12 protein-coding genes are annotated in these 11821 nt (G+C 43.8%); 5 read left to right on the top strand and 7 right to left on the bottom strand.

The features are described from left to right. Positions 1-172: 172 nt before the first annotated feature. Together AACT23_RS02715 and AACT23_RS02710 are read left to right on the top strand one after the other, a co-directional pair. Positions 173-640, top strand: a complete 468-nt coding sequence (locus AACT23_RS02715; protein ID WP_013868110.1) for a molybdopterin-dependent oxidoreductase — start codon at positions 173-175, stop codon at positions 638-640. Further along, positions 640-1740 (top strand): GGDEF domain-containing protein, encoded by a 1101-nt coding sequence (locus AACT23_RS02710; RefSeq protein ID WP_094128048.1) that lies wholly within the window; start codon positions 640-642, stop codon positions 1738-1740. The genes AACT23_RS02715 and AACT23_RS02710 overlap by 1 nt, the downstream gene beginning before the upstream one ends. 73 nt (positions 1741-1813) lie before the next feature. On the opposite strand, the gene pstB is transcribed toward AACT23_RS02710, so the two are convergent. The 5 genes from pstB to AACT23_RS02685 form a co-directional block, all read right to left on the bottom strand. Then, on the bottom strand, positions 1814-2563 hold the full coding sequence (gene pstB / locus AACT23_RS02705) for a phosphate ABC transporter ATP-binding protein PstB (protein ID WP_013868112.1): 750 nt from the start codon (positions 2561-2563) through the stop codon (positions 1814-1816). A gap of 45 nt (positions 2564-2608) precedes the next feature. Next, on the bottom strand, positions 2609-3472 hold the full coding sequence (gene pstA, locus AACT23_RS02700; RefSeq protein ID WP_026027681.1) for a phosphate ABC transporter permease PstA: 864 nt from the start codon (positions 3470-3472) through the stop codon (positions 2609-2611). A gap of 5 nt (positions 3473-3477) precedes the next feature. Beyond that, the gene (gene pstC / locus AACT23_RS02695; protein ID WP_017045968.1) at positions 3478-4410 is read right to left on the bottom strand and encodes a phosphate ABC transporter permease subunit PstC; all 933 of its coding nucleotides are present in this window, start codon (positions 4408-4410) and stop codon (positions 3478-3480) included. A 211-nt stretch (positions 4411-4621) separates the two neighbouring features. Then, a complete protein-coding gene (locus tag AACT23_RS02690; RefSeq protein ID WP_026027935.1) occupies positions 4622-5443 on the bottom strand; it encodes a phosphate ABC transporter substrate-binding protein in 822 nt (273 codons plus the stop codon). 282 nt (positions 5444-5725) lie between these two features. Next, on the bottom strand, positions 5726-6628 hold the full coding sequence (locus AACT23_RS02685; RefSeq protein WP_026027683.1) for a DMT family transporter: 903 nt from the start codon (positions 6626-6628) through the stop codon (positions 5726-5728). Positions 6629-6725: 97 nt separating this feature from the next. Here AACT23_RS02685 and AACT23_RS02680 point away from each other — a divergent pair, with 97 nt between their 5' ends. The 3 genes from AACT23_RS02680 (at position 6726) to AACT23_RS02670 (ending at position 9061) form a co-directional block, all read left to right on the top strand. Next, positions 6726-8186 (top strand): aminotransferase-like domain-containing protein, encoded by a 1461-nt coding sequence (locus AACT23_RS02680; RefSeq protein WP_094128045.1) that lies wholly within the window; start codon positions 6726-6728, stop codon positions 8184-8186. A 90-nt stretch (positions 8187-8276) separates the two neighbouring features. Next, the gene (gene speG, locus AACT23_RS02675) at positions 8277-8798 is read left to right on the top strand and encodes a spermidine N1-acetyltransferase (RefSeq protein WP_013868118.1); all 522 of its coding nucleotides are present in this window, start codon (positions 8277-8279) and stop codon (positions 8796-8798) included. 17 nt (positions 8799-8815) lie between these two features. Further along, a complete protein-coding gene (locus AACT23_RS02670) occupies positions 8816-9061 on the top strand; it encodes a Rho-binding antiterminator (protein ID WP_013868119.1) in 246 nt (81 codons plus the stop codon). A 51-nt stretch (positions 9062-9112) separates the two neighbouring features. Here the strand turns inward: AACT23_RS02670 and AACT23_RS02665 are convergent, their stop codons facing one another. Beyond that, complete coding sequence (locus tag AACT23_RS02665; RefSeq protein WP_176428649.1) at positions 9113-9721, bottom strand: 2OG-Fe(II) oxygenase; 609 nt, start codon at positions 9719-9721, stop codon at positions 9113-9115. Positions 9722-9947: 226 nt separating this feature from the next. Further along, positions 9948-11783: a zinc metalloprotease EmpA gene (gene empA, locus AACT23_RS02660; protein WP_094128041.1), complete on the bottom strand. Its 1836-nt coding sequence runs from the start codon at positions 11781-11783 to the stop codon at positions 9948-9950. Between the last annotated feature and the right edge of the window lie 38 nt (positions 11784-11821).

The raw sequence follows: 11821 nt of genomic DNA, 5'->3' as shown, positions 1-11821 counted from the left end.
ACATTTCAATATGCAAGTCCCCACTTATGTGGGGATTTTTTTGTTCTAAACTAAAGATTGATTCGACCAAATTAACAGAAATATAAATAGAAAATAATTTCATTGATTAAATTATCACCTTATACTTTTAGCCTATGCTCTAAGAAAAAAGCAGAAGTAAATAAGGTAGTTTATGATGAGATGGATAACCGCTTTACCACTTATTTTTTTCAGCTTATTTGTTCATGCTGCAAGCTTAACTATTACCCTCCCAAACCAAGATCGGGTTACTTATTCTCTTGCACAATTGGCAGAGATACTGCCTCGTGAAACCTTCACGACTCAGCTTCCTTGGTTACCAAAAGAAAATACTTTCACTGGTTTTAAAGTTATTGATTTAATTAATCATTTGCAAGTTGGACAGGTTTCTTCTGTATCATTTTTGGCCATTAATGATTACGCCGCTAATATTGCAATTGAAAACTTAACTCGCTATGAACCCATTATTGCTTATCACATGAATGGCGATGAAATGAAAATAAGAAACAAGGGGCCGTTTTGGCTGATCTACAATCTAGATAAATATCCACAAATAGACAATGGCATTTATTACACCCAAATGGTGTGGCAGTTAGAAAAACTATTGATTCACGGTAAATAATGAATTTTACAAAACACAGCACTTTACACCCCTTGCTATACCGGGCAAAAACACTGTTGATTGTCCTGTCAGCCACCTTGATCGTCGCTAATTTGTATATACTTTCGACCACACGCTCTTTAGCCAACTCCTATACCGACCAACGTAACTATGCAACTTGGTATTTATTCCAGCTCACCAAAGAGTATTCTGAGCTGGTTGCTTCGATTCCTTATTACTTAGATTCACAGGAGAAGAGAGCGCACACTTGGCTGCAGTATGAGCTGATTTGGAGCCGTTTTGACTTGATTCTAACGAGTAAGGAATCGGATAATTTTATGGGTAGAACGGATTCCCAGCATTTCTTTAAGAACAACTTTGATGATTTCAAAATATTAGAAAGCTTATTGCTGGCCGTTAAAGATCAAAAGTCATTGGCTGTATTTGAAAAACATGCCCACTTGATTTACGACCAAGTTATCGGCTATGTAAACCAAAACTTTCAACTGCAAAGCCCTATCTATCTAGAGCAAAAAGAAAAAGCAAATAGGCTAACACAGGTACAATTTCTGCTGATGTTCTTGATGCTGGGTTGCATTGGCTTAGTTAGCTATATTTTTCATAAAGAAGCGGTTGCTCAGCGTACCTTAGCATTAACTGACCCTCTAACTGGGCTTGCTAACCGCCTTGCTATGTTTGAAGAGCTGAATCAAATTTCTACCAACAACCCCTTCTCTCTCTTTCTTCTCGACTTAAATGGCTTTAAGCCCATTAACGACCAAAATGGTCATAAAGCAGGGGACAGTGTGTTGCAGCAAGTAGCGTTTCGCTTAACACATTCGATTCCAACCTTTGATTATTCGGTATTTCGTATGGGGGGTGATGAGTTTGCCCTGATCATCCATAGCGTAGATGCGATGGAACTGAGCATTATGCAACGCCACATTAAAGCGTGTTTTAAAGAGAATTTCTTCGTGGATAATGGAGTGGGAGCAAAACTTTCAACCAGTATCGGTATTGCCTCTTTTCCTAAAGATTCAGCCAATATTAATCAATTAATACATATTGCGGATAAGAATATGTATGCCATGAAGTTTCTACAAAAAAGCCCCTCTGTATGAGGGGCAAAGTTACCATCGCTTTATAGTTATAATGAGTCCGCTATTATTTCAGGTTAGTCGCTGCAATAAGTGATTAGCCGAAATCGCCATTGACATATCCCATGGTTCTATCATCTTTAGGATTGTTGAAAATCACTTGTGTATCATTGTGTTCAACCAATTCCCCCATTAAGAAAAACGCTGTGCGATCAGAAATACGACGCGCTTGCTGCATTGAGTGCGTGACAATAACGATGGTGTAATTCTTTTTCAGCTCTTCCATCAATTCTTCAATTTTGTGTGTTGCAATCGGGTCAAGGGCGGACGTTGGTTCATCCATCAAAATCACATCCGGCTCCATCGCTATCGTACGTGCGATGCACAAACGCTGTTGTTGACCACCAGAGAGGCCAAACGCATGTGACTTCAAACGATCTTTTACTTCATTCCACAACGCCGCGCCGCGCAATGAGCGCTCAACCACTTCATCGATGTGCTTTTTATCTTTAATCCCTTGTGCACGTAACCCATACGCCACGTTTTCATAAATACTCATTGGGAACGGATTTGGCTTTTGGAACACCATTCCCACTTTGATACGCAGATCTGCAACATCAATATTGCCGTAAATATCTTGCCCATCCATCGCCAATTTACCGGTGATAGTCACGCCTTCAATGAGGTCATTCATTCGGTTCAAACAGCGTAATAAAGTCGATTTTCCACAGCCAGAAGGGCCAATCAGCGCTGTCACTTGACGAGTTGGAATAGGCAGGTTGATTGATTTTAGCGCTTGGTTATCGCCATAAAAAAGGTCTAGGTTTTCAATATTAAATTTGTTCATTCTTGTTATCTCTCAAAATTCTGTAAATCGCGCCCAACGCTCTGCTTAATAAGAAGCGGTATTAAATCGTCTTGCGATTAGCTTCGTCACCATGTTGATCAGTAGCACAACCACAATCAGCACGGTTGCTGTGCCGTAGGCTTGATTCCACTCTTCAACCGTGAACAGCTCTGTTGTGAGCTTGTAAAGGTGAACGGTTAGGGTGCGGCCTGAATCGAGCAATGAATCAGGAATACGTGCCACCATTCCTGCGGTTAAAAACACAGGAGCCGATTCACCAATAACACGACCAATACTCAAAATAATTGACGTGAGGATGCCGGGCATTGCACTTGGCAAAATCAGACGCCAAATGGTGTATATTTTTGAGGCTCCAAGACCATAAGAACCTTCGCGATAAGTTTGAGGAACGGCCATCAACGCTTCTTCTGTGGTCCGAATGATCACAGGCAAAATCAAAATGCTGAGCGTTAGCGCACCCGACAAAATAGAGAAGCCTAAGCCTAGAATCACCACAAAGAAGGTCATGCCAAATAGACCAAAGATAATGGAGGGGATCCCCGCCAAAGATTCGGTACAAAAGCGGATCACTTTCACCAAGCGGCTACCGATTTTGGCGTATTCGGTAAGATAAATCGCCGTCATAATACCCAACGGGGCGGCCACCGAAATAGAAGCGATCACCATATAAATCGTCGATATGATCATCGGGAAGATCCCGTGTTCATTGCCAGTACGGGTGTAATCGTCAGTAACGAAATTCCAATCTACGTGTTGTAGCCCGTTAGAAAGGATGTACCAGATAATCCAAAATAGGAAGCCGACTGTTACAGCGGCCGCAATCCAAATAGATATTTTCAATACGTTATCTTTTAGCTGGCGGGCACGTTTTAGTTTTACTGTATCCATCACTATTACCTCGCTCTCTCACGGTTTAAATAGAGCAATGTGGCATTCAAGATCATGATGAATGCCAATAGCACAACGCCTGTTGCATAAAGCGCACTGGCATGAACACCACTTGCGTAAGACATTTCAATCGCAATATTGGCTGTCAGCGTGCGTGCTGAGTCTAAAATACCTTCAGGCATCGCTGGCGCGTTGCCCATCACCATAATAATGGCCATGGTTTCACCGAGCGCGCGCCCAATTCCTAAGATGACGCCGGTCATAATTCCGGAACGAGCTGCCGGTACCAGCAATTTGAAGATGGTAAAAATACTGGATGCACCTAATGCCAAAGAACCTTCTTTGTACGCATGAGGGACTGCGCGAATAGAAGTCTCGGACACGGTAATCACCGTCGGTAAGATCATGACACCAAGCACAATAATGCCCGCGAGAATGGTATTGCCCGCAGGAACTTGGAAAATGTCCTGAATCAAAGGAACAATAATCACAAGACCAAAGAAACCATAGACCACGGAAGGAATACCAGCGAGCAATTCAACGGCTGGGCGAATGATATTCGCGACACGTTTTGGTGCGACTTCGGCAATAAAGATAGCGGTGAGTACGCCCACAGGCACACCAACGATAACCGCACCAAACGTTGAAACCACAGAAGCGACAATCATAGTTGCCACACCATACAGAGCTGGCGGCAACCAATCTTGTCCAAGGACGATACCCGAGATACCCACTTCTTGAAATGCGGGAATACTTTCGCGGAAAATGAAGTAGGCAATGATGGCAAGAGACACAATGCCAATAATGGCACTGGTAAGAAACAACCCGTGGAAAATGCGCTCTTTCCAGTCCACACGCTTTTTAGCACGAAGTGCACGTTTGGAAGCTTGCGTAGAAACGTTGTTCATAAGCTTTTCACTATTTGTTGCGATGGTCATAGTATCAATCTCACTATTCGATGGAATCGACGTGGATAGAAAAGGCTCAGCCCCAACGATGGGCTAAGCAAACTTTTAAAGTTATTTCCCCAAACAACTTGAAGTGGCGGCTAAACAGCAAGTCAGTGAATTCCCATCCACATGGATAAAGCATGTGATTGGGCTGAACGAAACAACGCCGCTGCAACTTCAAGTCGAATGGGAGAGTCAATTAGTTCACTGCGATATAGTGATGTTCTGCAACGAGTTTTTGAGCTTCAGGCGTTAGCATCCAATCAAGGAACTGTTGCGTTTGAGCGGATGGTTGGCCTTTTTTGTACAGTACAAGGAAAGGACGAGCCACTTTGTATGAACCATTTTTCACGTTATCTACCGATGCATCAGTACCGTCTACCGCTAAGGCATGAACCGTGTTATCAACGGTGCCAAGAGAGATGTAACCGATGGAATAAGGGTTAGACGCAACCATAGTTTTCAAACTGCCGTTACCGTTAGCTACTTGAGCTCGTTGAGAGATAGCAGATACCGTCTTGTCTGAGATTTTTTTTGTCAGTTTCATAATCTCTTCGAATGCACCACGAGTCCCTGATGCGGTATCGCGAGTAATTGCAACGATAGGTTTGTCTTCACCACCGACATCTTTCCAATTCGTGATCTCGCCTCGGTAAACAGCAGAGACTTGTTCAGCACTCAACCCTTTTACTTTATTGCTTGGATGCACAACCACCGCTATACCATCAAGCGCGATCTTTTCTTCAACTAATGATGCTTCTTTTTCTGAGCTTTTTAGGCCACGTGAAGACATACCAATATCCGCACTGCCGTTCTTAGCGGCTTTAATACCGGCAGAAGAACCTGGGCCTTGAACCTCAATAAACACGTCCGCGTTTTTCTTCATATATGTTTCAGAGAAAACTTCCATCAATGGCGTTACGCTGCTAGAGCCAACAGCAGAAATGGTTTCTTTTGCAAAAACTGGGTTAACTGCCAATGCACCTAAAAGAGCGATTGCACCGATTACTGTCTTTTTCATCACAAATATCCTTAAGAGGCTTTATTGCCGTTGTGTATTGAACGAAACTCACTTTAGGACGCAAATATGACAGTTGTGTTTCACTTAGTTTAAAACTAGATGACACAGTAAAATATTTTAGGAAAACAGAGGAAGGGCAGCGCATTTTTGAGTGCATCGCTTAAGATCAATCTGAAAAAATTGGCAAAGTCATTAGGTGCCGCCGCGAGTCAGAAATTATCCATTGATTACCCAACCACCAGCAGAGCACCCCATTCTAAGTTCAATTTATAGGGGTGAATTTTATGAACGCTCAAATACCGGTTTCGCCAATTTTCTCAGCAGATTCGGCTTTTTCACCACCAGATAAACAGCCGTAACGGCAAGGCAGAAGCCCGCAACACCAAACCCATCCAATGATTCATCAAAAGCAAGCCATGCTTGAATGGCGGTGGTTGGCGGTACAAGATAAAACACTGAAGCCACACTTGAGGCCGCACCGTGTTCAACCATATACAACAGCAATAAAATAGAGACACATGACAGCACCACAACCAGCCATACCAGTGTCATGATAAAGGTCGGTGTCCATTGCACTTGCATGGTTTCAAAGCTCCAAGCCCAAGGTAAAAATAGGCATAACGCAGCCACATATTGCACGGTAGCGCTGCCAATCATATCCACACCTTGGCAAAATTTTTTCTGATATAAGGTGCCGAGCGTGATGCCGAGCAGAGATAACAAACACAAACTAATGGCAGGCCATTTGTGTACTTCCGATTGCCACTCAATGTTACCCATCAAGACGAGACTTATCCCAGAAAACCCAAGAGCTAACCCTAACCACTGCGCCAGATTAAAGCGCTCTGTACTCATAAAAACCAGCAGCAGCGCAGTCAAAATGGGTTGCGTCCCCACCAGCAGAGCACTTAAACCTGCTGGCATTCCCCAAGAAATCGCTTGGTAGGTTCCGCCCAAATAGCAACCATGAATCAACACGCCCGTTATACAGGAATGCCACAAATGGCGACCACGCGGAATGCGCCTTTTGAGCAATAACAGCAAACCAATAAAAAGCACCACGTTCGCCACCATGCGCAGCGTGAGCAGCGTGGCAGGTTCCGCATACATTAAGCCAAACCTTGCGCCAACGAAACCAGATGCCCATAGCACGACAAACAAGAACGGGATCATTCTTACAAACATCACAAAATTCCTAGCCACAATCGATTCTATGCTGCTACTTTATTTGGGTACAGTTATTCGCAAAAGGCACAGATTTGAATAATTTAGTGGGTACAGAATGAAAAGTAAGCTTAAAAACACGGATCCTAAATATACTGAACCTAAATATACTGAGGTAAAACGTCATCTTAAGCAGACCATCGACGATGGTTTATTCCACGCACACGATAAAATGCCTTCCATTCGCCAGCTATGCGAACAACTGTCTGTCAGCAAAAATACCGTTATTCGTGCTTATCAAGAGTTAGAAGCGATGAATGTCGTCTACTCTCAGCCTCGTTCAGGCTATCGAGTCCAAGGTGCTGTAACCCCTTTGGAGATTCCGCTGCCACAACCCAATAGCATTGACCTGCTCTCTTTATCTAAATCAATTTTGGTTCAACCCACAGTGAAACATCACATGCCCGCAGGTTCAGCGCATCCTAATACGCAAAGCGCCGCGATTCGTAGTTTGTATGCAGAAATTGGCCGCCACAGCCGCCAGCAAACGCACATTCCTAGCCACTATCAGCTACCGCCAGGTAATAGCCATTTAGTCAAACAACTGCTAAAAATATCGCAAGATTTGGGCCTACAAATCAAAGCACAAGAAATCGCCATTACGCATGGCGGTCAGCAGGCCATCAGCCTCGCATTTCGTGCATTAACCAAGCGCGAAGACATTGTGGCCGTTGAGTCACCTTGTTATTTTGGCACGCTGCTGTTGCTTGAATCATTAGGCTTAAAAGTGGTGGAGATCCCCAGCCATAGTCTCGAAGGCATCGACATCAGCGCCCTCGAACAAGCTCTATCTCAATGGCCGATTAAGGCGATTCTCGTCACGCCTAATTTTAACAACCCAACCGGTTCACAAATGCCTCTGGAAAAACGTAAACAGCTTTTGGCTGTCAGTGGTGATACACCAATTATTGAAGATGATGTGTTTGGTAGCCTGTATTTTCAAAAGCCGATACCTTGCTTGAAGATGCTGGATGGCAAAGGCCGCGTTATTTACATCAATTCGCTCTCCAAAACCTTGGATTCACGGCTGAGGATCGGTTGGATCATAGCGGGAAAGTATCAAGCACAAATAGAAAAGATATTGCTCAGCGAGAATATGGGCAGCTTGAATTTAATCCAATCAGCCGTAGCGGAATTTCTCGAAAGTGGTAAGTACCGTCAACATCTAGCCAAAATGCGCCGCACGTACCAACTGAACCAGCAGCGCTTTGCCAAATTGCTCACCACCTCGCTCAATCACTACCCGTCGCTGCAAGGGCAGTTTCAATTAAGCCGACCTGAAGGTTCATTTTTATGCTGGCTGACACTTCCGCCATTCATCGATAGTTTTGAGCTTTATCAACGTGGCCTGCAAAACAAAATCAGCCTCCTGCCGGGGCATCTTTTTGCAACGCAGGGGCAATTCCAACACTGTATCCGTTTCAGTGTAGCGAACTTTGAAGACAACATGGCATGGCAGGAAAGCATCAACAAGCTGACCGAACTGATTCATCTCGCGGCATCAGATCACAAGACGTAAGCGTACACATTTTAAAAAATTGCTGACTAACCACTTGTATTGCAACAAAGTCGGCATAAGATGAATGCCTTAGTTCAATGAAGGTTTGCTATGAATAATCAATTATCATTAAGAGCGTTAGAGCGCGGTGACTTACGCTTTATCCATGATCTCAATAACAACCGCAACATTATGTCTTACTGGTTTGAAGAGCCTTATGAATCTTTTGATGAGCTGGAAGAGCTGTACAACAAGCACATTCACGATAACGCCGAGCGTCGGTTTGTGGTTGAGAACCGAGATAAGGAACTGATCGGTCTCGTTGAATTAATTGAAATTGATTACATTCACCGCAGTGGCGAGTTTCAGATCATCATCACGCCAGAGCACCAAGGAAAAGGGTTTGCACAAACCTTGATCAACAAAGCATTAGACTACTCTTTCACCATTTTGAACCTACACAAAATCTACCTGCATGTGTCGACGGAAAACGAAAAAGCCATCCATTTATACCAAAAAGCCGGCTTTGTTGAGGAAGGGCACTTAGTTGAAGAATTCTTCATTAATGGCCAATATCGTGACGTAAAGCGCATGTACATTTTGCAAAACGCGTATCTTAATAAGCCCGCGTAACGTCATAGGAGTGAATAATGGTCACTTGCAGTCAATATGATTACATTGAGCTCGCGTGTTTGTTTCATTTGCCCGTCAAGCTCACCTTAAAAAATGGTATTACCTATTCAGGTACCGCGATGGACACTCTGCGCAATGAACACCAACAAGAGTGCATTGTGTTGAAAAATGAGCAAAGTGAACACTTAATTGAAACCAATGCCTTATTGATGATGGAGGCATTAAGCTCACATCCTCATTTTACCCTGATCAAATTTGACTGATAAAAGAGCGTGGCAGCACAAAAGCCACGCTTACTTATTAGCTTTTTTGCGTTAACTGGCAATATCGAGCTTGTTGCCTGTCACGCCATTAATGCGAAACCACCCAGCGATGCTGAAACGCTCAGCATTGGTAGGTTGTACTTCATGCGGAAAACGTTCGGATAAAAAGACCAGTAAACGCCCCGCTATCGGCGCAACCGTCGCGAGATACTGATCTTCAACATCGTAAATAACCAACTCACCTGCATCAGCACCACACCACAGATCATTCATATAAAATACCGTCGTCAGTTTGCGGCTGGCGTTACCTGTAAAGGCGTCGAGGTGTTTTTGGTAGAATGCCCCTATTTCATATTTGGCAAAATGAGCTTCGTATTCAAATAGCCCAAGAAAAAAGTGGCGGTTAACCTCTTGCCGAATTTGCTCCATACGTTGCAAATAGTCTTGCACAGGCAGGCCCATGCTGTTTTCAATCCACTGGATTTTATCGTTGCGTATTTCAACCTCTAATTGCAAGGCATCGTGCCTGCCAATTCGCGCCACTTGTAACTGCGGTGGCGTACATGCTCGTAGGTTTTTGGTTTGCTCTGGTGTTAAAAAGTCATCCCATATGTACCAACCTTGATCGGCAATTGCGTCCATCAATTTATCTAACGACATTTTCACACTACATATAACAAAAGTGCTGTGGTTATATCGATAGCAAGCCATAACAACAAATCGGTGTTTCGATGCTTAAGACAAGGCGAATTTGTGGAGGCGGAGAAGCTGGCAAGAAAAGACTAGAAACAAACACCGTGGTTGTTAAACAACCTATCGTTGAATACCCTCCTACATAACAAAGGGCACTGACTCGTGCCCCTTTAAATTTAATCAATAAAGATGATTAATCCAGTCTTAACGTTACACCACTGTAGTTACTATAGCCTTTGAGCATCACATGGTAGGTGGTTCCTGGTGTTGCAGAAATTGTGCACTGTTCATTGTTGCCCGATTTGTAAGGGCGACAATCCCACGAAGAAGTGGTTGGTTTGCTGCCGGCTTTGACATACAAATCAGCATCACCTGAGCCCAAACTGATCGAAACTTTAGCGCTGGTTGAGCTTGCGACCGTAAAGGTATAGAAGGCTTCCGAGCTTCGCGTACCTTGTAACCCTATTACTGGTTTGCCTTTTTCTAGCACATTCTCCGTTGGAGGCACTACGCCACAGCTAGCATTTACGCCCACTTGGTTAAAGGCATCAACCACATCCGCTTTGTTATAACCTAAGTCTTGTGCCGCTTTTACGACGCCACATCCACCTTGGTCAAAGGTACTGTTTGCTGTCCAATATAACTGGTTAGCGACGGTGAACACTTCAAAACCTTTACGAACCGACCAATTGGCTTTGTTGGCTAGCAAATAATACGCGCGATTAAATACACCACTTGAATAGTGAACATTTAATCCATTGTAGTATTGAGAAGCGTGATCGATAGAACGGCCATCTTTTGACGGTTGATCAAAATAACGTAAGCCACCGGAAGATTTGAAAATGTCGCTCCCGACCACCCAGTCAACGCTGCCTTTCATATAAAATTCAGCTGCTTCCCCAGCAATATCAGAGAACGCTTCATTGATACCACCAGACATATTTTGATAAACAAGCCCTGAGTTCTGCTCGGTAAAGCCGTGGCTCACTTCATGCGCGCTGACGTTGATATCCACTAATGGATAAAATGTATTTTGGCCATCACCAAAGGTCATGGACGATCCGTTCCAGAAGGCGTTTTCATAGTTGCTGTCATAATGCACACGCATAGTTAGCTGGAAGGTTAATGGAGTGGTGTTCATCCAATCTTTGTACATATCGAACACCACTTTACCAAAGTAGTGTGCATCATTAAGCGGTGAATAAGCGCCATTAATCGCTTTGTAATCGTTGTAATTACTCGCGTCGGTACATGAATAGCTGAACGTTGAACCACCCGATGTCGCATGCTTCATATCCACGGTTTTTACAGCGCTATTCACCATGCTACAGGTGTTGCCTACTTTATTTATCACTAACCCTGGGAAATCTGTTCCGTACTGATAAAAACCTGTCTTCTGATTTCCACCAGGTCCAGTACCCGTCGCCTCTGCATGGTTTAACCCTTCCCAAGTTTGTAATACGTCACCAGAATTCGCATCAATAAAGAAAAATGGCCGTGCAGGCTCATTGGTTGCAACAAAGAAGTCGACTAAATAAACCATTTGAGCCATTTGGTTTTCGTCCAAACGCACCATCAATTGAGCACGCTCGTTTTCTGTAACAAGATCCGCACTCGTTAGTGATGGGTTTTGTTGTTGGTAATGCGTAAGTGCAATACTAACCGCTTGCTTTTGTTCAACTTGTGGTGAAGTACTTACCACATCAGAATCAATTTGCTGCGCCATCATGCCGTAAACTTGGCCGATACCTTTCTCAGTTTGCGTTGCTACGACTGACGTATTAAAGACCGGTAAACCATGATACATCTGCTGGTAACGGACTTTGACTTTACCATTAGGTAGAGTGACGCTTTTTACCACCTGAAAGCCATTTTGTGTTGGCACAATACTGCGAGCCTGCATGGATAAAGCTTGTTCTAGTAGACTTGGATCATCAACCTGCACCATTTTCGCGGCTGATACTGGTAGTGCTGCGCTGATAGAGGCTGCGAGGAATAGCCACTTCATTTGACGTTGTACTTTTTTCATTTCTCAATCCTAGAGAGTTATTATTAGCATCCGCTGAC

Source organism: Vibrio sp. V09_P4A23P171 (assembly GCF_963875615.1).
GTDB lineage: Bacteria > Pseudomonadota > Gammaproteobacteria > Enterobacterales > Vibrionaceae > Vibrio > Vibrio anguillarum.
The sequence above is the reverse complement of the archived record's forward strand: the minus strand, read 5'-3'. Positions and strand labels throughout refer to the sequence as shown.

Coding starts and splice junctions, on each gene's coding strand:
- AACT23_RS02715 (WP_013868110.1), top strand. CDS start 173: ATGATGAGATGGATAACCGCTTTACCACTTATTTTTTTCAGCTTATTT.
- AACT23_RS02710 (WP_094128048.1), top strand. CDS start 640: ATGAATTTTACAAAACACAGCACTTTACACCCCTTGCTATACCGGGCA.
- pstB (WP_013868112.1), bottom strand. CDS start 2,563: ATGAACAAATTTAATATTGAAAACCTAGACCTTTTTTATGGCGATAAC.
- pstA (WP_026027681.1), bottom strand. CDS start 3,472: ATGGATACAGTAAAACTAAAACGTGCCCGCCAGCTAAAAGATAACGTA.
- pstC (WP_017045968.1), bottom strand. CDS start 4,410: ATGACCATCGCAACAAATAGTGAAAAGCTTATGAACAACGTTTCTACG.
- AACT23_RS02690 (WP_026027935.1), bottom strand. CDS start 5,443: ATGAAAAAGACAGTAATCGGTGCAATCGCTCTTTTAGGTGCATTGGCA.
- AACT23_RS02685 (WP_026027683.1), bottom strand. CDS start 6,628: ATGTTTGTAAGAATGATCCCGTTCTTGTTTGTCGTGCTATGGGCATCT.
- AACT23_RS02680 (WP_094128045.1), top strand. CDS start 6,726: ATGAAAAGTAAGCTTAAAAACACGGATCCTAAATATACTGAACCTAAA.
- speG (WP_013868118.1), top strand. CDS start 8,277: ATGAATAATCAATTATCATTAAGAGCGTTAGAGCGCGGTGACTTACGC.
- AACT23_RS02670 (WP_013868119.1), top strand. CDS start 8,816: ATGGTCACTTGCAGTCAATATGATTACATTGAGCTCGCGTGTTTGTTT.
- AACT23_RS02665 (WP_176428649.1), bottom strand. CDS start 9,721: ATGTCGTTAGATAAATTGATGGACGCAATTGCCGATCAAGGTTGGTAC.
- empA (WP_094128041.1), bottom strand. CDS start 11,783: ATGAAAAAAGTACAACGTCAAATGAAGTGGCTATTCCTCGCAGCCTCT.